General features: G+C 70.7%; 21 protein-coding genes. 11 read left to right on the top strand and 10 right to left on the bottom strand.

What is annotated here, in order from left to right; all coding sequences use genetic code 11:
• Positions 1–63 precede the first annotated feature (63 nt).
• Positions 64–1,635: a S8 family peptidase gene (locus CP975_RS07600; protein ID WP_055535175.1), complete on the bottom strand. Its 1,572-nt coding sequence runs from the start codon at positions 1,633–1,635 to the stop codon at positions 64–66.
• Positions 1,636–1,658: 23 nt separating this feature from the next.
• A complete protein-coding gene (locus CP975_RS07595) occupies positions 1,659–3,203 on the bottom strand; it encodes a S8 family peptidase (protein WP_055535177.1) in 1,545 nt (514 codons plus the stop codon).
• Between the two features lie 338 nt (positions 3,204–3,541).
• On the opposite strand from CP975_RS07595, the gene CP975_RS07590 reads away from it, so the two are divergent.
• The 3 genes from CP975_RS07590 (at position 3,542) to moaA (ending at position 6,762) form a co-directional block, all read left to right on the top strand.
• Positions 3,542–3,940, top strand: coding sequence for a DUF485 domain-containing protein (locus CP975_RS07590; protein WP_055535179.1), 399 nt, complete (start codon positions 3,542–3,544; stop codon positions 3,938–3,940).
• On the top strand, positions 3,937–5,574 hold the full coding sequence (locus CP975_RS07585; protein WP_055535181.1) for a solute symporter family protein: 1,638 nt from the start codon (positions 3,937–3,939) through the stop codon (positions 5,572–5,574). The genes CP975_RS07590 and CP975_RS07585 overlap by 4 nt, the downstream gene beginning before the upstream one ends.
• 180 nt (positions 5,575–5,754) lie before the next feature.
• Complete coding sequence (gene moaA / locus CP975_RS07580) at positions 5,755–6,762, top strand: GTP 3',8-cyclase MoaA (RefSeq protein ID WP_055535183.1); 1,008 nt, start codon at positions 5,755–5,757, stop codon at positions 6,760–6,762.
• Between the two features lie 22 nt (positions 6,763–6,784).
• Here the strand turns inward: moaA and CP975_RS07575 are convergent, their stop codons facing one another.
• Together CP975_RS07575 and CP975_RS07570 are read right to left on the bottom strand one after the other, a co-directional pair.
• Positions 6,785–7,000, bottom strand: a complete 216-nt coding sequence (locus tag CP975_RS07575; RefSeq protein WP_055535211.1) for a hypothetical protein — start codon at positions 6,998–7,000, stop codon at positions 6,785–6,787.
• Positions 7,001–7,188: 188 nt separating this feature from the next.
• A complete protein-coding gene (locus CP975_RS07570) occupies positions 7,189–7,575 on the bottom strand; it encodes a DUF3099 domain-containing protein (protein ID WP_055535185.1) in 387 nt (128 codons plus the stop codon).
• Positions 7,576–7,797: 222 nt separating this feature from the next.
• On the opposite strand from CP975_RS07570, the gene CP975_RS07565 reads away from it, so the two are divergent.
• On the top strand, positions 7,798–8,073 hold the full coding sequence (locus CP975_RS07565) for a GlsB/YeaQ/YmgE family stress response membrane protein (RefSeq protein ID WP_030789629.1): 276 nt from the start codon (positions 7,798–7,800) through the stop codon (positions 8,071–8,073).
• A gap of 75 nt (positions 8,074–8,148) precedes the next feature.
• Here CP975_RS07565 and tyrS read toward each other — a convergent pair whose 3' ends face one another.
• From tyrS to CP975_RS07550, 3 genes are all read right to left on the bottom strand, one after another.
• On the bottom strand, positions 8,149–9,417 hold the full coding sequence (tyrS, locus tag CP975_RS07560; RefSeq protein ID WP_055535186.1) for a tyrosine--tRNA ligase: 1,269 nt from the start codon (positions 9,415–9,417) through the stop codon (positions 8,149–8,151).
• Positions 9,418–9,487: 70 nt separating this feature from the next.
• A complete protein-coding gene (locus CP975_RS07555) occupies positions 9,488–10,882 on the bottom strand; it encodes a metallopeptidase TldD-related protein (protein WP_055535188.1) in 1,395 nt (464 codons plus the stop codon).
• Positions 10,879–12,402, bottom strand: a complete 1,524-nt coding sequence (locus tag CP975_RS07550; protein ID WP_055535190.1) for a TldD/PmbA family protein — start codon at positions 12,400–12,402, stop codon at positions 10,879–10,881. Before CP975_RS07550 ends, CP975_RS07555 begins: the two co-directional genes overlap by 4 nt.
• Before the next feature lie 186 nt (positions 12,403–12,588).
• Here CP975_RS07550 and fabG point away from each other — a divergent pair, with 186 nt between their 5' ends.
• The 3 genes from fabG (at position 12,589) to CP975_RS07535 (ending at position 14,516) form a co-directional block, all read left to right on the top strand.
• Positions 12,589–13,308, top strand: a complete 720-nt coding sequence (gene fabG / locus CP975_RS07545) for a 3-oxoacyl-[acyl-carrier-protein] reductase (RefSeq protein ID WP_030789620.1) — start codon at positions 12,589–12,591, stop codon at positions 13,306–13,308.
• Between the two features lie 4 nt (positions 13,309–13,312).
• Positions 13,313–14,074: an enoyl-ACP reductase FabI gene (gene fabI / locus CP975_RS07540; protein WP_055535192.1), complete on the top strand. Its 762-nt coding sequence runs from the start codon at positions 13,313–13,315 to the stop codon at positions 14,072–14,074.
• 115 nt (positions 14,075–14,189) lie between these two features.
• Positions 14,190–14,516 (top strand): hypothetical protein, encoded by a 327-nt coding sequence (locus CP975_RS07535; RefSeq protein WP_055535194.1) that lies wholly within the window; start codon positions 14,190–14,192, stop codon positions 14,514–14,516.
• Here the strand turns inward: CP975_RS07535 and CP975_RS07530 are convergent.
• Positions 14,500–15,180: a FadR/GntR family transcriptional regulator gene (locus CP975_RS07530; protein ID WP_055535196.1), complete on the bottom strand. Its 681-nt coding sequence runs from the start codon at positions 15,178–15,180 to the stop codon at positions 14,500–14,502. The two genes, CP975_RS07535 and CP975_RS07530, sit on opposite strands and share 17 nt — an antisense overlap.
• Positions 15,181–15,266: 86 nt before the next feature.
• Here CP975_RS07530 and CP975_RS07525 point away from each other — a divergent pair, with 86 nt between their 5' ends.
• The 4 genes from CP975_RS07525 (at position 15,267) to CP975_RS07510 (ending at position 17,741) form a co-directional block, all read left to right on the top strand.
• Positions 15,267–16,568: a CynX/NimT family MFS transporter gene (locus CP975_RS07525; RefSeq protein WP_199783179.1), complete on the top strand. Its 1,302-nt coding sequence runs from the start codon at positions 15,267–15,269 to the stop codon at positions 16,566–16,568.
• A gap of 43 nt (positions 16,569–16,611) precedes the next feature.
• Positions 16,612–16,728, top strand: coding sequence for an SGM_5486 family transporter-associated protein (locus tag CP975_RS36225; protein WP_103557516.1), 117 nt, complete (start codon positions 16,612–16,614; stop codon positions 16,726–16,728).
• A 190-nt stretch (positions 16,729–16,918) separates the two neighbouring features.
• Complete coding sequence (locus CP975_RS07515) at positions 16,919–17,134, top strand: hypothetical protein (RefSeq protein ID WP_030789610.1); 216 nt, start codon at positions 16,919–16,921, stop codon at positions 17,132–17,134.
• 88 nt (positions 17,135–17,222) lie between these two features.
• A complete protein-coding gene (locus CP975_RS07510; RefSeq protein ID WP_055535200.1) occupies positions 17,223–17,741 on the top strand; it encodes a SixA phosphatase family protein in 519 nt (172 codons plus the stop codon).
• 97 nt (positions 17,742–17,838) lie between these two features.
• On the opposite strand, the gene serB is transcribed toward CP975_RS07510, so the two are convergent.
• Together serB and CP975_RS07500 are read right to left on the bottom strand one after the other, a co-directional pair.
• The gene (serB, locus tag CP975_RS07505) at positions 17,839–19,059 is read right to left on the bottom strand and encodes a phosphoserine phosphatase SerB (RefSeq protein WP_150476689.1); all 1,221 of its coding nucleotides are present in this window, start codon (positions 19,057–19,059) and stop codon (positions 17,839–17,841) included.
• A gap of 303 nt (positions 19,060–19,362) precedes the next feature.
• Positions 19,363–21,141: a streptophobe family protein gene (locus CP975_RS07500; protein WP_150476688.1), complete on the bottom strand. Its 1,779-nt coding sequence runs from the start codon at positions 21,139–21,141 to the stop codon at positions 19,363–19,365.
• Between the last annotated feature and the right edge of the window lie 199 nt (positions 21,142–21,340).

Here is a 21,340-nt window from a genome sequence, read left to right as displayed (position 1 = left end):
CGCGGCGGAAGGGCCGGGCGACGCGTCGCCGCCCGGCCCCTCCCCGCCCGTTCGCGCGTCGCGCTACTTGCGCACGGCGTCCAGCGCGTCGGCCATGCCCACGCCGTAGAAGCCGTTCTTGTTCCTGCCACCCTCGCAGACCGCGTCGACCTTGCCGTCACCGTCGAAGTCGTACGGATCGGTGCAGGCCATCGCGTCCGCCTGGCGGTACAGGAGGGCCTTGATCCGCTCCGGTGAGGCGTGCGGGTGCGTGGACTTCAGCAGTGCGGCAACGCCCGCGGCGTGCGGGGACGCCATCGACGTACCGCCCTTGTAGCCGAACTTGCCGCCCGGCAGGGTCGACAGGATCCTGCCGTCGACGGCGGGCGGGTTCGGCGCCTGGTACCTCGTGGCGTCGCCGCCCGGGGCCGTGATGTCGATGACGCCCTTGCCGTAGTTCGAGTACGACGCCTTGATGTTCTTGGCGCCGGTGGCGGAGACCGTCACGACGCCGGGCAGCTGCGACGGGAGGTCGAAGCACTCCTCGGTCCTGATGGTGCGCGTCACCGGAGTGGTGTCGTTGGGACTCGTCTTGTCGACGATCTCCTCCTGGGCGAGGTCGGTCTTCGCGTTGCCCGCCGCCGCGACGTTCACCGCGCCCCTGCGCTCCGCGTACCTCGCGGCCCGGCTCACCGCGTCGACCAGAGCCTTCTGGTCGTCGTCCGTCGTGCAGTTGAAGAGCCACGGGTCCGTGTAATAGCTGTTGTTGGTGACGTCCACCCCGTGGTCGGCCGCCCATACGAACCCGCAGACGACGGCCTCCGTGTAGTACAGGCCGGTCGCGGGCTCCGCCACCTTCAGGCTCGCCACCTTCACGCCGGGCGCGACACCCGTGATCCCGGTGCCGTTCTTCGCGGCGGCGATCGAGCCGGCCACGTGCATGCCGTGGTCGCTCTCCTTGGCCACCGGACGCCACGCGTTGTCCTTCTGGACGGGCACGCCGCCCAGGCAGCTCGCGGACGCCCGGCGGTCGAAGTTGGGCGCGATGTCGGGGTGCGTGTCGTCGACTCCGGAGTCGAGCACGGCCACCGTGACCTCGCGGCTGCCGAGCGAGATCTCGTGCGCCTTGTCCGCCTTCATGGCGGGCAGGTCCCACTGGAGCGGCTCCAGCTCGTCCTGCCCCGCCGACGCCCTGCCCGCCGCGGCCCTCGCCTCGGCGGCGGTCAGCGGACGCTCGGCGGCGAGGGCGTTGTCGGACTGCGCGGACAGCGGAGCCGTCCGGGTCGCGCCCGCCGAGTCGACGCCCTTCACCCCCCGGATCGTCCTGGCGAAGTCCGGGTTCGTCGAGTGGACGACGATGACGCCGATCCTGTCGTACGCGATGACGACGTCGCCGCCGGCCTTGGCGATGGCTCTCTCGGCGCGGGCCGTACTGCCCTTCCCGGGGCGCACGTTCACTACGTAGCTCATCGAAGGGGCGTCCGCCGAGGGCGCGGAGAGGGCCGACGCCGGAGCGTCCGGCAGGGTGGCGGGCCGTGCCGACGCCGAACCCGGCAGGAACGCGACGGCCGAGGCCACCGCAATGCCGACGGGAAGGGCCAGCGCGCGGCGCGAGCGCCGGAAGCCGGTGGCTGCGCCGCTCTGTGGCCTGGTCATGTCAGTCATGTCCGTACCCCCCGTCACTTCTTCTTCACCGCTTCGAGCGCGTCGACGAGTCCGCTGCCGTAGAAGCCGTTCTTGCCCCTGCCACCGTCCTCGCAGACCGCGTCGACATCACCGTCGCCGTCCGGGTCATACGGTCCTGACGGGCACTCCATGCGGTCGGCCTGCGCCTTGAGGAGGCGCTGCAACTCGGCGGGGCCCGCCTTGGGGTGCGTGGACTTCAGCAGCGCGGCGACCCCCGCGGCGTGCGGCGCGGCCATCGACGTACCGCGCAGCCAGCCGTACTCGCCGTTCGGCATCGTCGAGAGGATGTTGCCGTTCTCCGACGGGGTGTCGGCCGGCAGCTGGAACTTGTCGCCGCCCGGGGCCGTGACGTCGACGACGCCCTTGCCGTAGGTGGAGTACGACGACTTGAGGTTCTTGACGCCCGTCGCACTCGTGGTGACGACGCCCGGCAGCTGGGTCGGCACGTCGAGGCACTCGCTCGGGTCGATGGTGCGGGTGACGGGAGTGGAGTCGTCCGGGCTGGACTTGTCGACGATCGCGTCGGAGGCCAGGTCGTGGTTGGAGTTGCCCGCGGAGGCGACGTTGAGGATGCCCTTGCGCTGCGCGTACAGCTGGGCGCGGTTGACCGCGTCGAGGATCGCCTTCTGGTCCGGGTCGTCCTTGCAGTTGAACAGCCACGGGTCCACGTAGTAGCTGTTGTTGGTGATCTCGACGCTGTGCTCGGCGGCGAACACGAAGGCGCAGACCACGTTCTCCGGGTAGAACAGCTCATCGACCGGGTCGGCGACCTTGATGCCCGCTATCCTCACGCCGGGCGCGACACCCGCGACACCGACGCCGTTGCGCGCCGCGCCTATCTCGCCCGCCACGTGCGTGCCGTGGTAGTGGTCCTTGTTCGCCGGGCGCCAGGCACCGGCCGAGGTGTCCGCCTTGCCGCCGACACAGCTCGCGGACTGCGCGGCCGAGAAGTTCGGTGCGAGGTCCGGGTGGGTGTCGTCGACGCCGGTGTCGATCACGGCGACGGTGACCTTCCTGCTGCCCGGGTTGATCTTCGCCGCCTTGTCGGCGCCGATCGCCCGCAGGTCCCACTGGTCGGCCTCCATCGGCTCGGCGCCTGGAGCGGCGCTCCGCTTCAGGGACTCGGCGTCGGCCTCGGACAGCAGCTTCGCCTTGCCGTCGTCCGTGGTGCCCGCCGCCCGCAGGGGCGCGGTGTGGGTCGCACCGGCGGACCGCACGCCGCGGACGTCGCGTATCCGCTCGCCGAACTCCGGGTTCGAGGAGTGCGCGACGATGACGCCTATCTTCTCGTGCGCGACGACGACGGACCCGCCGGCCCTGGCTATCGCCCGCTTCACGTACGCGATCGTCCGGTGGTCCGCACGGGTGTTGACGACGTACGCGAAGACGGGGGCGTCCTCCGCGGCCGCCGCGACCGGGGCGGGCGGCTCGTTCGGGGCCGCTGTCGCGGCACCGGGCACGAAGCCGACCGAGGCGGCGAGCGCGATACCGAGCGGCACGGTCAGCGCCGTACGGCGTCCTGAACGCAGATGAGCCATGGGATCTCCACATCATCCGGATACGGAACTGCCCGAACACAGCTGGTGCTCGGGCAGGTACATGACGGGGGGTGCAGGGGTGAAGCTATCCCCCGAACTCCCAGGCCAGCAATGGCTCCCGGAAGAAAGAAGAAACCGGGGAGTCAGGGCGCGTCGTGCGCGCCGCCGTGCCGTTGAGCAGACAACGGAAGCAACATCAACCCCTGTCGGATCACGGCCTGTGGCCTTAGCATCGCCAACCGTGGCTCACGTGATCCGCATCACGCCGGAATGTGAGAGCACAGACCTCCATGGAACAACTGTCCGTCCCCACCCCGCCCGCACCACGAGGAGACTCCGTGGCCACCGACGCACCGCCCCCTTCGAAGGGTGGCGCAGGAAAAGAACCCGCTCCCCACGCGCCCACCACGGAGGAGTTCGCCGAGGTGCAGCAGAGCGCGGAGTTCGGTGAACTGCGCCGCGCCCACCGCTCGTTCGCCTTCCCGCTCACCGTCGCCTTCATCACCTGGTACCTCGTGTACGTCCTGCTCTCCAACTACGCGGGCGGCCTCATGGGCACCAAGCTGTTCGGCAACATCAACGTCGCCCTGGTACTCGGCCTCGGGCAGTTCCTGACCACGTTCCTCATCGCCTGGTTCTACTCGCGGCACGCGGCGGCGAAGCTCGACCCCAAGTCCGAGGCGATCAAGTCCCGTATGGAGTCCCGCATGGAGTCCCGCATGGAGGGCGACGCATGAGCCCCGCGCACCCCGCCGTCATCGACCTCGCGGCGGCGTCCGACGCCTCCCAGCACCGGCCGCTGATCATCAGCCTCTTCGCCGCCTTCGTCGTCGCGACCCTCTTCATCACCGTCTGGGCGGGCCGGCAGACCAAGAGCGCCGCCGACTTCTACGCGGGCGGCCGCCAGTTCACCGGCTTCCAGAACGGCCTGGCGATCTCCGGCGACTACATGTCCGCCGCGTCCTTCCTCGGCATCGCGGGCGCCATCGCCCTCTTCGGGTACGACGGCTTCCTCTACTCCATCGGCTTCCTGGTCGCCTGGCTGGTGGCGCTGCTCCTGGTCGCCGAGCCGCTGCGCAACTCCGGGCGCTACACCATGGGCGACGTCCTCGCGTACCGCATGCGCCAGCGTCCGGTCCGCACGGCCGCCGGCACCTCCACCATCGTCGTCTCGATCTTCTACCTGCTGGCACAGATGGCGGGCGCGGGCGTCCTGGTCTCGCTGCTGCTCGGCATCACCTCCGACGCGGGCAAGATCCTCATCGTCGCCCTCGTCGGCGTGCTGATGATCGTCTACGTCACCATCGGCGGCATGAAGGGCACCACCTGGGTGCAGATGGTCAAGGCCGTCCTGCTCATCACGGGCACGCTGCTCATCACGTTCCTGATCCTGCTGAAGTTCAACTTCAACATCTCGGACCTGCTCGGCTCCGCCGCCTCCAACAGCGGCAAGGGCTCGGCGTTCCTGGAGCCCGGCCTCAAGTACGGCGTGAGCGCCACCTCGAAGCTGGACTTCATCTCGCTCGGCATCGCCCTGGTCCTCGGCACCGCGGGCCTGCCCCACATCCTCATCCGCTTCTACACCGTGCCCACGGCCAAGGCCGCCCGTAAGTCCGTGAACTGGGCGATCGGCATCATCGGCGCCTTCTACCTGATGACCATCGTGCTCGGCTTCGGCGCCGCCGCCCTGCTCAAGCCCGGCGACATCATCGCCTCCAACAAGGCGGGCAACACGGCGGCGCCGCTCACCGCACTGGAGATCGGCGGCGGTGGCGACTCCACCGGCGGCGCGATCCTGCTCGCGGTGATCTCGGCGGTCGCCTTCGCCACGATCCTCGCGGTGGTCGCGGGCCTGACCCTGGCCTCGTCGTCGTCCTTCGCGCACGACATCTACGCCAACGTCATCCGCAAGGGCAAGGCCACCGAGAAGGAGGAGATGAAGGCCGCCCGCTGGGCGACGGTCTTCATCGGAGTCGTCTCCATCGCGCTCGGCGCCCTGGCCCGCGACCTGAACGTCGCGGGCCTCGTCGCCCTCGCCTTCGCGGTCGCCGCCTCCGCGAACCTGCCGACCATCCTCTACAGCCTGTTCTGGAAGAGGTTCACCACCCAGGGCGCGCTCTGGTCCATCTACGGAGGCCTGGCCGCGGCCGTCGGCCTGGTGCTGTTCTCACCGGTCGTCTCGGGCAAACCCAGCTCGATGTTCCCCGACGCGAACTTCGACTTCTTCCCGCTGGAGAACCCGGGCCTCATCTCCATCCCGCTGGGCTTCCTGCTCGGCTGGCTCGGCTCGATCCTCTCCAAGGAGGAACCGGACAAGGGCAAGTACGCCGAGCTGGAGGTCAAGTCCCTCACCGGCGTCGGCGCCCACTGACCAGGAATCGTTCACACGCTCGTAGCGGCCGCGTCGTAGAGTCCTACGACGCGGCCGCCCCGTTCCTCGTGGCAAATGGCCCATGGTGATGTCAGAGGTGTCGCGTAAGGTCGAAAGCAGTGGGGCCCCCGTACCGGCGGGACCCCTGGAGCAAACCAACCGCCGGGGGAGGAGGCCGCAGTGCTCATCGACACCTACGGCCGGGTCGCTACTGACCTGCGCGTTTCGCTGACCGACCGCTGCAATCTGCGGTGCACGTACTGCATGCCGGAAGAGGGCCTGCAATGGCTGGCCAAGCCGGACCTGCTCACTGACGACGAGATCGTCCGCCTCGTGCGGATCGCCGTCACCCGGCTCGGGATCACCGAGGTCCGCTTCACCGGCGGCGAGCCCCTGCTGCGCCCCGGCCTCGTCGGGATCGTCGAGCGCTGCGCCCAGCTGGAGCCCCACCCCAAGATGTCCCTCACGACGAACGGCATCGGCCTCAAGCGCACCGCGAGCGCCCTCAAGGCCGCGGGCCTCGACCGGGTCAACGTCTCGCTGGACACCCTGCGCCCCGACGTCTTCAAGACGCTCACCCGCCGTGACCGCCACAAGGACGTCCTCGAAGGCCTCGAAGCGGCACGCGACGCGGGCCTCACCCCGGTCAAGGTCAACACCGTCCTGATGCCGGGTCTGAACGACGACGAGGCCCCCGACCTCCTCGCCTGGGCCGTCGAGAACGCCTACGAGCTGCGCTTCATCGAGCAGATGCCCCTGGACGCCCAGCACGGCTGGAAGCGCGACGGCATGATCACCGCGGGGGACATCCTCCAGTCCCTGCGCACCCGCTTCGAGCTGACGGAAGAGGCCTCCGGGGAGCGCGGTTCCGCACCCGCCGAGCGCTGGCTCGTCGACGGCGGCCCGCACCGCGTCGGCGTCATCGCGTCGGTGACCCGCCCCTTCTGCTCGGCCTGCGACCGTACGCGCCTGACGGCCGATGGCCAGGTGCGCACCTGCCTGTTCGCCACCGAGGAGACGGACCTGCGCGGAGCGCTGCGCGCGGCTCCCGAAGGCAGCACGGGAGGCTCGGACGAGGCGATCGCCCGCATATGGAAGCAGGCCATGTGGGGCAAGAAGGCCGGTTCGGGCCTGGACGACCCGTCGTTCCTCCAGCCGGACCGCCCGATGTCGGCGATCGGCGGCTAGTGCCTGTCCGGCGGATCGGTCCCTAACCCTCGCGGGCCGCCCACTCCGCCAGCAGCACGACATCCTTCAACATCCCGCGTACGCCCAGGAATTGGGAGAGGTGCTCGCGGTGCTCCTCGCACGCGAGCCACGTCTTGCGCCGCTCCGGCGTATGGATCTTCGGGTTGTTCCAGGCGAGCACCCAGACCGCGGCCGCGCGGCAGCCCTTGGCGGAACAAATCGGCGTTTCGTCACTCACAGTCGCGTCCAAAAACGTTCCGAACAAGGCGACGCCGAGCAGCCACGGGGGGAGCTGCCCGGCGTCGGTCTGTCGCTCCGACGGGGGATGCGGAGCGCGTACGAAGTATGTCACGGGGGACCCGGTCGCTGGCACCGGAACTACATGATTGATCTGAGCTTTTCTTGAGCTTGGCGGAACGTCGACGGTCAGTTCCGACCGTGCCCGGGGCCGCGTCGCTGGTCGTGCGAGGCACCCACGGGATCTTCCGGGACGGATTCCGCGGGACCGGCCGCGACGGGCGGCGCGAGCATTGGCCGAGAAGGAGCGGGTACGAACGTCGACGGAAGCGAGGGGTTGCTCTCGCGGCCCGCGTTGGCGATCACCACGGAGACGTACGGGAGGAGCACACCGAGCACCAGGGCCACGATGGCCACGTGCCGTTCGACGTTCCACAGCACGGCGGCGGCGACGACGGAGACGGTCCGCACCGACATCGAGATCACATACCGGCGCTGCCGGCCGCGCACGTCCTCCGCGAGTCCCTGGCGGGCCCCCGTGATCCGGAAGACCTGGCCGTCGTGTCGCTTCCGCATCACGTTCCACCACCCTGTCCGCTGCGCCGGACTCTCCTGGGTGCCTGCCCGTCCCGGCTCACTCCACGTTACGCCGGGGCTGCGCCGCCTACGAGACCGGGGCGGGCCTCACCTCGGTGTACAGGCTGCGTCGCGCCACGTATGGGGGCGCCCGACATGCGCCGTACGGCGCACGGGCCGACACTGGCGGTAATGCTCATGTAGAGCCACAAGGAGGCAGCTATGGGCTGGTTGTGGGCGATCATCGTGGGGTTCGTGCTGGGGCTGATTGCCAAGGCGATCCTGCCCGGTAAGCAGCACAGTCCCATCTGGCTGACCACGGTGTTCGGCATCATCGGAGCCGTCCTGGGCAATTGGCTCGCGACGCAGTTCGGCATCAACGAGACCAAGGGCATCGACTGGGGCCGCCACGCGTTGCAGCTGGCCGCGGCGGTCGTGGTCGTCGGGATCGGTGATGCGCTCTACAAGATGGTGCGCGGCAACAGACGGACGGCCTAGCCGCACGGAGAGGGCCGGTCCACTCGGACCGGCCCTCTTCGCGTGCGTTCGCGTGCGTCGCGTGTGTACGGGGGATCAGCCCGCCGTGACCTCGACCGCGGCCAGGTTCTTCTTGCCGCGCCGCAGCACCAGCCAGCGACCGTGCAGCAGGTCCTCGCGGGCCGGGACGGCGTCCTCGGCGGCGACCTTCACGTTGTTCACGTAGGCACCGCCTTCCTTGACCGTGCGCCGGGCGGCCGACTTGCTCGCCACCAGGCCGACCTCGGCGAGCAGGTCCACGACCGGCCCCGGCTCGGCGACCTCGACGCGCGGCAGCTCGGAGAGCGCCGCCGCCAGCGTCGCCTCGTCGAGATCGGTCAGCTCGCCCTGGCCGAAGAGCGCCTTGGACGCGGCGATGACCGCGGCGCACTGGTCGGCGCCGTGCACCAGTGTCGTCAGCTCCTCGGCGAGAGCGCGCTGCGCGGCGCGCGCCTGCGGCCGCTCCTCGGTCTGCTTCTCGATCTCCTCCAGCTCCTCGCGGGACTTGAAGGAGAGGATCCGCATGTACGTCGAGATGTCCCGGTCGTCCACGTTCAGCCAGAACTGGTAGAACGCGTACGGCGTCGTCATCTGCGGGTCGAGCCAGATGGCGCCGCCCTCGGTCTTGCCGAACTTGGTGCCGTCCGCCTTGACCATCAGCGGCGTCGCGAGCGCGTGGACCTTGGCGTCCGGCTCCAGGCGGTGGATCAGGTCGATGCCGGCCGTGAGGTTGCCCCACTGGTCGGATCCGCCCTGCTGGAGCGTGCAGCCGTAGCGCCGGTAGAGCTCCAGGAAGTCCATGCCCTGGAGGAGCTGGTAGCTGAACTCGGTGTAGGAGATGCCCTCCTGCGACTCCAGGCGCCGGGCGACCGAGTCCTTCGTGAGCATCTTGTTCACGCGGAAGTGCTTGCCGATGTCACGCAGGAACTCGATCGCGGACAGGCCCGCGGTCCAGTCGAGGTTGTTGACCATCACGGCGGCGTTCTCGCCCTCGAAGGACAGGAACGGCTCGATCTGCGAGCGCAGCCGCGCCACCCAGTTCGCGACCGTCTCCGGGTCGTTCAGGGTACGCTCGGCGGTCGGCCGAGGGTCACCGATCTGGCCCGTGGCGCCACCCACCAGCGCCAGCGGGCGGTGCCCCGCCTGCTGGAGCCGGCGCACGGTGAGCACCTGCACGAGGTGCCCGACGTGCAGGCTCGCCGCGGTGGGGTCGAAGCCGCAATAGAACGTGACGGGACCGTCCGCGAGCGCCTTGCGCAGTGCGTCCTCATCGGTGGACAGGGAGAAAAGCCCCCGCCACTTCAGCTCGTCGACGATGTCCGTCACGGGTCTCGCGTCTCCTTGGATGTACTGACTGGATGTACTGAGGGGCTGCACGGACGTGCAAGGTCCGAGGTTATACGCCCTGGCTGACCGAACTCATATTGAAATCCGGGACGCGCAGCGCGGGCATCGCGGCCCGGGTGAACCAGTCGCCCCACTCGCGCGGCAGCGTCTTCTCCGTACGGCCCGCCTCCGAGGCCCGGCCGAGCAGGCCGACCGGTGACTCGTTGAACCGGAAGTTGTTCACCTCGCCCACGACCTCGCCGTGCTCGACGAGATAGACACCGTCCCTGGTCAGGCCCGTGAGCAGCAGGGTCGCCGGGTCGACCTCGCGGATGTACCAGAGGCAGGTGAGCAGCAGTCCGCGCTCGGTCGCGGCGACCATCTCGTCCAGGGAGCGGTCGCCGCCCCCGTCCAGGACGAGGTTGTCGATGGCGGGCGTCACCGGCAGACCGGTGAGGGCGGCGCTGTGCCTACTCGTGGTGAGGTGCGCGAGCGCACCGTCGCGGATCCACTCGGTGGCGCCGAGCGACAGCCCGTTGTCGAACACCGACGCGTCACCGCCAGAGGCGTGCGCGAGCACGAACGGCGCCGACTCCAGACCCGGCTCGTGCGGGTCGCTGCGCAGCGTCAGCGGCAGCTCGGCCAGCCGCTCGCCGAGCCGCGTGGCGCCGCCCGGCTTGGAGAAGACCGTACGGCCCTCGGCGGCGTCCCGGGCCGAGGACGACCAGATCTGGTAGATCAGCAGATCCGCCACGGCGGTCGGCGGCAGCAGCGTCTCGTACCGCCCGGCCGGCAGGTCGACGCGCCGCCGGGCCCACCCGAGGCGCTGCGCCAGCTCCGCGTCGAGCGCCTGCGGGTCGACGTCCTTGAAGTCACGCGTGGCCCGCCCGGCCCACGCCGACTTCGTACGGTCCGGGGACTTGGCGTTGAGTTCGAGGGTGCCGTTGGGCTGGTCGTGCCGCAGCCGCAGCCCCGTCGACGTACCGAGATAGCTCGATACGAACTCGTGGTTCGCGAAGCCGTACAGCTCCCGCCCGCCCGCGCGGGCCCGTGCGAAGGCCTCGCCGAGCGCGGGGGCGAAGTCCGCGAAGACCGCCGAGGAGGTCTCGACCGGGGCGTCCGTGAAATGGGGGGAGGCGGCGGTGCCGGTCACCAGCGGCTGCGCGTCCTCGGCGGGACCCGCCCCGCGCGCGGCCTCCTCGGCGGCCCGCACCAGCGGCTCCAGGTCGTCCGCCGTGACGGCCGAGCGGGAGACGACACCGGTCGCGGTGCCTTCCTTGCCGTCGACGGTGGCGATGACGGTCAGGGTGCGGCCGCGGGTGACGCCGTTGGTCGTCAGCGCGTTCCCTGCCCAGCGCAGGTTCGCCGACGACTCCTCGTCGGCGATCACTACGCAGCCGTCGGCGGTGGACAGTTCCAGGGCACGCTCGACGATCTCGTGCGGCTTGGTGACGCTGCGGCTCATCGACCGGCCTCCTGCGTGGTGTTCAGAATGTTCACGCCCCGGAACAGGGCGGACGGGCAGCCGTGCGAGACCGCGGCGACCTGGCCCGGCTGGGCCTTTCCGCAGTTGAAGGCGCCACCGAGTACGTAGGTCTGCGGTCCGCCGACCGCGGCCATGGAGCCCCAGAAGTCGGTGGTCGTCGCCTGGTAGGCGACATCGCGCAGCTGTCCGGCGAGCCGCCCGTTCTCGATGCGGTAGAAGCGCTGCCCGGTGAACTGGAAGTTGTACCTCTGCATGTCGATCGACCACGACCGGTCGCCGACCACGTAGATCCCGCGGTCGACGCCCGCGATCAGGTCCTCCGTGGAGAGCCCGCCGGGATCCGGCTGGAGCGAGACGTTCGCCATGCGCTGCACCGGCACATGGCCGGGCGAGTCCGCGTACGCGCAGCCGTTCGAGCGCTCGAAGCCGGTGAGCCTCGCGATGCGCCGGTCCAGCTGGTAGCCGACCAGCGTGCCGTCCTTGATCAGGTCCCAGGACTGCGCCGCCACGCCCTCGTCGTCGTACCCGATGGTGGCGAGCCCGTGCTCGGCAGTCCTGTCACCCGTCACGTTCATCAGCGAGGACCCATAGGCGAGCTTGCCCAGCTGGTCGAAGGTGGCGAACGACGTCCCCGCGTACGCCGCTTCGTAGCCGAGCGCGCGGTCCAGCTCGGTGGCGTGGCCGATGGACTCGTGGATGGTCAGCCAGAGGTTCGACGGATCGACGACCAGGTCGTACGAGCCGGCCCGCACGCTCGGCGCCCGCATCTTTTCCGCCAATTGCTCAGGGATGCGCTCCAGCTCGCCCCGCCAGTCCCAGCCGGTCCCGGTGAGGTACTCCCAGCCGCGCCCGGCCGGCGGCGCGAGCGTGCGCATCGAGTCGAACTCACCGCTCGACTCGTCGACGGCGACCGCGGTGAGCTGCGGGTGCAGCCGCACCCGCTGCTGGGTGGTCACCGTGCCCGCCGTATCCGCGTAGAACTTGTTCTCGTGCACGGTGAGCAGCGAGGCGTCGACGTGCGCGACCCCCGCCGCGGCGAGGAGCCGCGCGCTCCAGTCGGCGAGCAGGCCCGCCTTCTCCTCGTCCGGCACGGAGAACGGATCGATCTCGTACGAGGAGACCCACGTCCGGTCCGCGTGCACGGGCTCGTCCGCCAATTCAACCCGCTCGTCGGACCCGGCGGCCCTGATGACCTGCGCCGAAAGCTTCGCCATCGCCACGGCCCGCGAGGCGACCTTGGCCGCCGCGTCCATCGTCAGATCGACGCCCGAGGCGAACCCCCAGGTCCCGCCGTGCACCACACGCACCGCGTACCCCAGATCCGTGGTGTCGGAGGAGCCGGACGGTTTGGCGTCGCGCAACCGCAAGGACGCGCTGCGCACCCGCTCCAGGCGGAAGTCCGCGTGGTCGGCGCCGAGCGCCCGCGCGCGGGCGAGCGCGGCGTCGGCGAGAGCCCGCAGCGGCAACGCCGTGAAGGCTTCATCGATGGAATGAGGCACGGATGTCTCCCTGCTGTCGGCACCGGTCAGGTCCGATCATGTCGCGCCCGACGGCCGCGCGGCCAGACCTTTCTGTAGGGACCCGACAGGGAGTCCTCCGCGCCACTGTCGATCGCCGATTCTCCGTATCGCGGAAGGTACCGATAGGTTTTCGGCGTACCAGACCGCTATCGAAAGGGTGATCCGTTGAGCCGCTCGGTTCTCGTCACCGGAGGAAACCGGGGCATCGGCCTCGCCATCGCCCGCGCCTTCGCCGACGCCGGCGACAAGGTCGCGATCACCTACCGCTCGGGCGAGCCGCCGCAGGTCCTCACCGACGCCGGGGTCCTCGCCGTCAAGTGCGACATCACCGACGCCGAACAGGTGGAGCAGGCCTACAAGGAGATCGAGGACAAGCACGGGAACGTCGAGGTCCTGGTCGCCAACGCCGGCATCACCAAGGACCAGCTCCTGATGCGCATGTCCGAGGAGGACTTCACGTCCGTCCTCGACACCAACCTCACCGGCACCTTCCGCGTCGTCAAGCGCGCCAACCGCGGCATGCTGCGCGCCAGGAAGGGCCGGGTCGTCCTGATCTCCTCCGTCGTGGGTCTGTACGGCGGCCCGGGACAGGCCAACTACGCCGCCTCCAAGGCGGGCCTGGTCGGCTTCGCGCGCTCCCTCGCCCGCGAGCTCGGGTCGCGCAACCTCACCTTCAACGTCGTCGCACCCGGTTTTGTCGACACCGACATGACCAAGGTGCTGACGGACGAGCAGCGCAAGGGCATCGTCGCCCAGGTGCCGCTCGGCCGTTACGCGCAGCCCGAGGAGATCGCCGCCGCGGTCAAGTTCCTCGCGTCCGACGACGCCTCGTACATCACTGGAGCCGTCATCCCCGTTGACGGCGGATTGGGCATGGGTCACTGATCACATGAGCGGAATTCTCGACGGCAAGCGCATCCTCATCACCGGTGTGCTGACGGAGTCCTCCATCGCCTTCCACGCGGCCAAGGTCGCCCAGGAGCAGGGCGCCGAGGTCATCCTGACCGCCTTCCCGCGGCCCACCCTCACCGAGCGCATCGCCAAGAAGCTCCCCAAGCCCGCCAAGGTCATCGAGCTGGACGTGACCAACCAGGAGCACCTGGACCGCCTCGAAGGCGTCGTCCGCGAGGAGCTGGGCGGTCTGGACGGCATGGTCCACTCCATCGGCTTCGCCCCGCAGGGCGCCTTCAACTTCCTGGAGGCCACCTTCGAGGACGTCTCCACGGCGATGCACGTCTCCGCGTACTCCCTGAAGTCGCTCACGATGGCCTGCCGTCCGCTCTTCGGCGACAGCGCCTCGGTCGTCGGCCTCACCTTCGACGCGCAGTACGCGTGGCCCAAGTACGACTGGATGGGCCCGGCCAAGGCCGCCCTGGAGGCCACCAGCCGCTACCTCGCCCGCGACCTGGGCAAGGAGGACATCCGCTGCAACCTGATCTCCGCGGGCCCGCTCGGCTCGATGGCGGCCAAGTCCATCCCGGGCTTCGGCGAGCTGGCGGACATCTGGAACTCCCGCTCCCCGCTGGAGTGGGACATGGCCGACCCGGAGCCCGCGGGCCGCGGCATCGTCGCGCTGCTCTCGGACTTCTTCCCGATGACCACCGGCGAGATCATCCACGTCGACGGCGGCGTCCACATGATGGGTGCCTGACCAGGCAGCGCGTACGTGAATGACGCCCCGTCCCCCGCAGCGCGCGGGAGGCGGGGCGTCACCCGTTCGGCCCCCGTGCCGGGCGGCGGCGGGGCTGTGCCGCGCACCCTGGAGTGTGCGTCTCTCCGGTGCGGTGCTCGCCGCTCTCGCCCTGTTGGTCGCTGTGCCGCCGTCCGGTGCCGCGTCCCTCGGCGAGGCCGCGCCGAAGCCGCGGCCCTTCGGGGCGGAGTGCCGTACCGGCGTCGCGGGCTCCGCCGTGATCGCGTACTGCCACAACCCCTACCCCGAGACCGACCGGGTCCGTCTGCACGTGGAGTGCGACCAGTGGTGGGACATCGACGTCGACAGCGCGCCGGTCGAGGCGGGGCCGGCCCAGACCGTGCGGCTGACCGGGCGGTGCTGGAAAGAGGTCCGTTCGGCCTGGGTCAGTCACCAGAAGTGACCGGGCGGCACAGGAACGGATAACTCGCCGCCTCGGTCGCGGCCGCCTCCGCGTCCCGCGCGCGGATCGCGTCGACGAGCCGGCCGTGGTCCATGTGCGTCTCGGGGGTCAGCTCCGTGCCGATGTCCACCCGCAGCCAGTCGCGCAGGACCTCGCCGAGGTCCGCGTAGAGCGCTGTCATGACGTCGTTGTGCGACGCGGCGACGACGGCCATGTGGAAGGTTGCGTCCGCCGTCACGAAGGCCTCCGCGTCCCCCGAGGCCCACACCTCCTCGCGGCGGGCCAGGAGCCCCTCGATCTGCGTGAGGTCGCGCTCGGTGCGGCGCTCGGCGGCGAGCTTCGCGGCGCTCGACTCCAGCGTGCTGCGCAGCTCGGCGATGTGCCGGGGGTCCGCGTCGGCGAACCTGCGGTGCATCACGCCCGCAAGCTCGCTGGTCGCGATCACGAAGGTGCCCGAGCCCTGCCGGATGTCGAGCAGGCCGTTGTGCGCGAGGGCGCGCACGGCCTCCCTGACGGTGTTCCTGGCCACGCCCAGCTGTTCGACCAGCTCGGGCTCGGTGGGGATGCGGGAGCCGACCGGCCACTCGCCCGAGGAGATCTGGTTGCGCAGCTCGGAGATGACCTGCTCGGAGAGCGCGGAACGGCGAGGAGTGGTCAGCGGCATGACGTTCCTTCTACGAGCACATGGTCCGGCGGTGCGAACCGCAACGGATTGGACAGCCAATCATCCCATGATTCTATGATGGCCTCATGGCAAGCGAGGAAACCACGACGATGACCCCGGCGGCTACATCCCCCACGCATACCAAAGCGGCGGAGCAACAGGCCCCCACGCGCGCGTGGGCGACGCGCCTCGTCATCGTCGGCATCGTCCTCGCGGCCCTCAACCTCCGTCCGGCCATCACCAGCCTCGGCGCCCTCCTCGAAGAGGTGCGCGACGGCCTCGGCATGAGCGGCACCCTCGCCGGACTGCTCACCTCGGTGCCCCCGCTCTGCTTCGCGGTCTTCGGAGTCATGGCGCCGCGGTTCGCCCGGCGCTTCGGCCCCAGCGCGGTGGTCTGCGTCGGCATGGGCGCGATCGCCGCCGGCCTGGTGATACGCCCCTTCGTAGGAGGGACGGCCGGCTTCCTCGCCGCCACCGCGCTCGCCCTCATGGGCATCGCGGTCAGCAACGTCCTGATGCCGGTGATCGTCAAGCGCTGGTTCCCCGACCGTGTCGGCTCCATGACCGGCCTGTACTCCATGGCCCTCGCACTCGGCACCGCGCTCGCCGCGGCGCTCACGGTTCCGATGACCGACGCGCTCGGCGGCCGCTGGCAGACCGGCCTCGCCGTCTGGGCGGGGCTCGCCGTCGTCGCCGTCGTGCCGTGGATCCCGCTCGCCCGCGACCGGAGCACGGCCACCGCGGCCCCGGAGCACATCAGCGCCACCGTGCGGCAGGAGGACACCGCGCTGCGCATCACCCACAGCCGCACCGCCTGGGCGCTCGCCGTCTTCTTCGGGCTCCAGGCCACGGCCGCGTACATCACGATGGGCTGGATGCCGCAGATCTTCCGTGACGCGGGCGTACCCGCCGGGGAGGCGGGCGTGCTGCTCGCCGTCACGATGGCCATGGGCGTGCCGCTGGCGTTCGTCATCCCCAGGGTCGCCACGCGCCTGACCCACCAGGGCCCCGTCGTGGTCGCCCTCGGCGCCTGCGGCCTCGCCGGGTACACCGGCCTCTACCTCGCCCCGGCGGGCGGCGCCTGGGCCTGGGCCCTGCTGCTCGGCATCTCCAACTGCGCCTTCCCGCTCGCCCTCACGATGGTCGGCATGCGGGCCAAGAGCAGCGTGGGCGTGGCCAAGCTGTCCGCCTTCGCGCAGAGCACCGGCTACCTCATCTCGATCCCCGGGCCCCTCCTGGTGGGCGTCCTCTACCAGCACAGCGGCGGCTGGGGCCTGCCGATCGCCCTGATGGCGGGTCTGATGGTGCCGCAGATCGTCGTCGGCACCCTCGCGGGCCGCAACCGCACGGTCGAGGACGAGGTGGCGGCCAGGGCCGAGGCGGCCTGACCCCGCCGGAAGGGGGACGGGTAAAGAGTGCGAGACTGACGGTATGCCCGTACTCGACCCGAACCCCCAGAACGGCCAGAAGAAGCTGCTCGTCGTGCTCGGCGCGATGCTGGCCATCACCGTGATCATCGGCATCGTCGCCTCCATCGCCTCGCCGTGAACTGACGCCAGCGGTGCTCCGAACGGGCTCCGGCGAGGCGGATGGTGGGGCTAGCACCCCCATCCCCTAGGGGGTCAGTCTCAGGGTCAAGTGGGTGGATCTCCGGATGGGCCAAGGGCCGCCGATCGCCTAGTTTCGAGATGTGCCCGCGACGACGCGGCACGGAGCACTCGAAGACCACGGAGGCGGCATGTCGGTCCGTCCGCACACCCGGCGCGACCCCGCGGAGCCGGGAAGCACCGAGATCCAGCTCCCCTGGTGGGCGATCGCCCTGCCCGCCGTCGCCTTCGCGGCCCTCCTCCTGCTGATCCTGAACCCGGCGGACGCCCACGCCGCGAGCAGCGGGCCCGCCGTCACCGGCCTCCTTGAGCACATACAGACGCTGATCTCGCGCACGGCCCCGTGAGCCCCGCCCCGCCACAGCCGTCGTCCATGCCGGGCGACCGCGTCAACTACCCGCGCCCTGTGGCGCGTTTCATGCGAAGCTGGGACGCATGAGCGTCGCAGAACCCCGCAGGATTGTCCTCTTCCGGCATGCGAAGGCCGACTGGCCGCAGGTGTCCGACCACGAGCGGCCGCTCGCTGATCGAGGCCGCCGGGACGCCCCCGTCGCCGGACGCAAGCTGGCCGACAGCGGCATCCCCTTCGACCTGGCCCTCTGCTCGACCGCGGTCCGGACCCGCGAGACCTGGAAGCTCGCCGTCCAGGAGCTGCCGCAGCGGCCCAAGACCGTCTACGAGGAGCGGTTGTACGAGGCCTCTCCCGGCGAGCTGATCGCCGTGCTCAACGAAACCCCGGACGACGTGCGGAACGTGGTCCTGATCGGTCACAACCCCGGAGTGCAGGGACTGACCGACATCCTCGCCGGGGACAGCGAGGGCGACGCCCGCCAGCGGCTGACCCGCCGCGGCTTCCCGACCGCGACCTTCTCCGTCCTGACGTACTCCGGTTCGTGGAAGGCGCTCGAACCCGGCGTGGCCACCCTCGTCGACTACTGGGCCCCGTCCGAGTAACCCCCCGCCCCGACTTCGATCGCTACGCCGTCGGGGCCCCGCACCTTGGTGGTGCGGGGCCCCGACGACGTAGATCGAAGGACCGTCGTGGCGGCCGTCAGTCGGAATCGGTGTGCGTCTGCGCCGCCTCGACCTCTTCCCGGGTGATCCCGAGGAGATAGAGGACGGTGTCGAGGAACGGCACGTTCACCGCGGTGTGCGCGGCCTCGCGGACCAAGGGCTTGGCGTTGAAGGCGACACCGAGGCCCGCCGCGTTCAGCATGTCGAGGTCGTTCGCGCCGTCGCCGATCGCGACCGTCTGCTCCAGCGGGACCCCGGCCTCCTGGGCGAAGCGGCGCAGCAGCCGCGCCTTGCCCGCCCGGTCGACGACCTCGCCGGTCACCTTCCCGGTGAGCTTGCCGTCGACGATCTCCAGGGTGTTGGCCTGGGCGAAGTCGAGGCCGAGACGTTCCTTCAGATCATCGGTGACCTGGGTGAAACCGCCCGATACGACGCCCACTTGGTAGCCGAGACGCTTGAGGGTCCGGATGAGGGTGCGGGCGCCCGGGGTCAGCCGGACCTCGGAGCGCACCTTGTCGACGACCGAGGCGTCGAGGCCCGCGAGCAGCGCCACGCGCGCGTGCAGCGACTGCTCGAAGTCCAGCTCGCCGCGCATCGCGGCCGTCGTCACCGCGGCGACCTCCTCCTCGCAGCCGGCGTGCGCGGCGAACAGTTCGATGACCTCGTCCTGGATGAGCGTCGAGTCGACGTCCATCACGACCAGGCGCTGCGCACGGCGGTGCAGGCCCGCCGCGACCACCGCGACATCCACGCCGAGCTTCGCGGCCTCTATGGCGAGGGCGGTGCGCAGCGGCTCGGTCTCGGTGCCGGACACCGCGAACTCGACGGCGGTGACGGGGTACTTGGCGAGCCGGAAGATACGGTCGATGTTGCCGCCGGTCGCGGTGATGCTCGCGGCGATCGCGGCCGTCGACTCCGAGGTCAGGGGGTGACCGAGGACGGTCACGTGCGAACGCCCGAGGCCGCGCGGCCGGTTGTCGCCGATGCCCGAGATGATCTCGGCCTGCATCTTCATCGACTCCGCCCAGCTGTGGACGGTGGCGCGCAGGTCACCCTCAAGACCGGCGGGCGGCGCAGTCACGAGCGCGCACAGCACGATCCGGCCGCGGGTGACGACCTGCTCGATGTCGACGACGTCGACGGAGTAGGCGGCGAGGGTGTCGAAGAGGCCGGCGGTGAGGCCGGGGCGGTCCTTGCCGAAGATCTTGACGAGGAGCGTCGGGATGTCGGCGGGCTGAGGGGGCTGCGGAGCACTCATGGTGATCCCTACGGTATCCGCCCACCTTGTGGGGGCGCCTGGCGGTCCGCTCCCCGGACACCGGACGTTCGTGTCCCCGTTCCTGCCTCCGTGCTGCCCGCTGTTGGCGCGCGGTGCGCCGGACGTCCGTGTTCCGCATTCCGCCCGCTTCGCGGCGGGCCCCTCCCTCCCACCCAGCTAGGAAGGGGGCCGTCTCCCTCCCGCCGTGCTCGTGCAGGCGGCCCCCGTCGTGGGCAGGCGTCCCGCACGGCGGGACGGGTGGGCACAACGCGCGGTGCCGGGTGTCCATGGAAGAGGCGTGCGTCAGCGGGGCCTGCGGGGCGGGGCCTCCGGAGGTGGTGGGGGAGGGGGCGGCGGAGGGGGCCAGTCGCCCGAGCGAGGGCGGGGCCGGTTCGGCTGAGGGCGGGGCCGGGGCCGGGGCGGTGGGACGATCGGCCCCACCACGGTCGGCGCGCTGGAGACGTCCCCCGGCGGCCGCAGATAGGGGTTCGTATCAGGGTTCGGCGGCCGATGCGGAGCCCCGGGCCGGTACGGGCCCGCCCCACCCTCACCCACGCCCCTGGCGCCGGAAGAGGCACCCTCACCCACGCCCCCGGAGCCGAAAGAGGCACCCGCACCAGCGCCGCCAGCGCCCGTCGCGCCCACCGAGCTGGATCCCGAGCCCGCGCCCGAGCCCAGCGCCAGCGCCGAAGCCCTCCCGCCCGCCACCCCCGCGGCATACGCAGTCAGCGCCCCTACCACCCCCGCCCCGAACCCCCACGCCGCCCCGAGCGGCACCGCCACCCCCAGCCGGCCATGCAGTTCGATCCCCGCGCCGAACGCGTCGAAGCCGAACACCGACAGCGAGGCGTCGGCGGATACCCCGGTCAGCCACACCAGCAGCGGAAGCCCGACCGCGGTCACGGCCCCGAGCCGCACTCCGCAGCGCCCGGCGAACCCCACGGCGCCCCCCGCCTCGGGGGTCCGCACCGCCGTGAGCACCCCGGCGAACAGCATCATCAGCACCGCCGCGACGCCCAGCAGCCAGACCCTGCCGTCGAGTTCGGCGAGCCGCCCCAGCGTGAGTGCCTTGTCGGAAGGACCGGTCAGCAGATCGTCCACCGGATCCGGCAGGAAGCGGACGAGCACGCCCGTCGCCCTGCCGTCCCACGGCACAAGGAGCCCCACGGGAACGCCGAGCCACACTCCGTTCGGCGCCCCGAGCAGCGCGGCACCTGCGATACGCCGCGGATGGTCGTCGCCGATCATCGCGTACGCCGCCGCGGCGAACCCCGCGGCGACCGCGACCAGAACCACCGTGACCAGCGCGGAGGCCGCGGGTCGCACCACCCGGTGCAGCACATCCAGGCCGCGCGGCAGCGGCGTGCGGCGCGAGGCGAGCAGTGCGATCAGCAGCACACCGGCCGCCCAGAGCGTCCCGCCGAGCAGCGTCGGCGCGGTGTCGACGGAGAAGCCGACGGAGGCCTTCGCCTCCGCAAGGTCCCCGAGCCGGTCGGGCAGCAGCCCCCCGATATCCCCGATATCCCCCAGGCCGCCGGGCAGCTTGTCGCCGATCCCGTCGGGCAGCCGGTCGAGCCCTTCCTCGATCCCCTTGTCGATTCCCTTGTCGATGCCGAGCTGCTCGCCGTCGATCGTGACGACGTCGTGACCGACCCAGGCGAGCCCCGCGAGCATCGCCACGAGGAGAGCGAGAACCGAGCCCACCCTCGCGACGAGTTCGACGGGTGTGATGACCACCCCCGCCCCGCGCAGGGAGCGCAGGAAGAAGTGGGCGAGGAGCAGCGCCCCCACCAGACCCACGCCGAGTGGCGCGATATCGATCGCCGTGGTCGCCTCCGCCCCGTCCAGGCCGAACGCCGAGACGTCGCCGGACGGCGTGACCGACCCCCCCGCGCCGAGCGCCACCGTCGCGGCCGCCATCGGTCCGAGCGCGCCCACCGAGTCCGCGCCGAGCAGATGCAGCGCGAGAGCGGCCGTCGCCGCCATGCCGACCAGCGACCAGCTCACGGCCGCGACGGCGCAGAGCAGTACGTCGCCCCACGGCACGCCCCGGCCTTCACGTTCGTATGCGCAGGCCTGCATCAGGACCCCCGAACCGCAGTGCGTCGCCCTTTCACCACGGTGCTCACATTTCACGCGATACGTAGATTTTCACGCATCTCATGCGCGTAATGGCCGTGATGGGTGCTTACTACTCTCCGGGGCGATTTCTTCCCCGTCAACGGGGCAACCCCGGGGGCCCGAACGCAGTCTTCACAAGGCCCGACTTTCGGTCAGAGGC

This window comes from Streptomyces alboniger, from assembly GCF_008704395.1.
Classification (GTDB): Bacteria; Actinomycetota; Actinomycetes; order Streptomycetales; family Streptomycetaceae; genus Streptomyces; species Streptomyces alboniger.
Note: the sequence above shows the minus strand (reverse complement) of the source record. Positions and strands in the feature narration are given on the sequence as shown.

Bases quoted from the DNA above. Each gene is read 5' to 3' on its own strand.
- CP975_RS07500 (WP_150476688.1), bottom strand. From the start codon at position 21,141: ATGCAGGCCTGCGCATACGAACGTGAAGGCCGGGGCGTGCCGTGGGGC.
- CP975_RS07525 (WP_199783179.1), top strand. From the start codon at position 15,267: ATGGCAAGCGAGGAAACCACGACGATGACCCCGGCGGCTACATCCCCC.
- fabI (WP_055535192.1), top strand. From the start codon at position 13,313: ATGAGCGGAATTCTCGACGGCAAGCGCATCCTCATCACCGGTGTGCTG.
- CP975_RS07555 (WP_055535188.1), bottom strand. From the start codon at position 10,882: ATGAGCCGCAGCGTCACCAAGCCGCACGAGATCGTCGAGCGTGCCCTG.
- CP975_RS07565 (WP_030789629.1), top strand. From the start codon at position 7,798: ATGGGCTGGTTGTGGGCGATCATCGTGGGGTTCGTGCTGGGGCTGATT.
- CP975_RS07595 (WP_055535177.1), bottom strand. From the start codon at position 3,203: ATGGCTCATCTGCGTTCAGGACGCCGTACGGCGCTGACCGTGCCGCTC.
- CP975_RS07570 (WP_055535185.1), bottom strand. From the start codon at position 7,575: ATGCGGAAGCGACACGACGGCCAGGTCTTCCGGATCACGGGGGCCCGC.
- CP975_RS07530 (WP_055535196.1), bottom strand. From the start codon at position 15,180: ATGCCGCTGACCACTCCTCGCCGTTCCGCGCTCTCCGAGCAGGTCATC.
- CP975_RS07515 (WP_030789610.1), top strand. From the start codon at position 16,919: ATGTCGGTCCGTCCGCACACCCGGCGCGACCCCGCGGAGCCGGGAAGC.
- CP975_RS07510 (WP_055535200.1), top strand. From the start codon at position 17,223: ATGAGCGTCGCAGAACCCCGCAGGATTGTCCTCTTCCGGCATGCGAAG.
- CP975_RS36225 (WP_103557516.1), top strand. From the start codon at position 16,612: ATGCCCGTACTCGACCCGAACCCCCAGAACGGCCAGAAGAAGCTGCTC.
- CP975_RS07600 (WP_055535175.1), bottom strand. From the start codon at position 1,635: ATGACCAGGCCACAGAGCGGCGCAGCCACCGGCTTCCGGCGCTCGCGC.
- CP975_RS07585 (WP_055535181.1), top strand. From the start codon at position 3,937: ATGAGCCCCGCGCACCCCGCCGTCATCGACCTCGCGGCGGCGTCCGAC.
- serB (WP_150476689.1), bottom strand. From the start codon at position 19,059: ATGAGTGCTCCGCAGCCCCCTCAGCCCGCCGACATCCCGACGCTCCTC.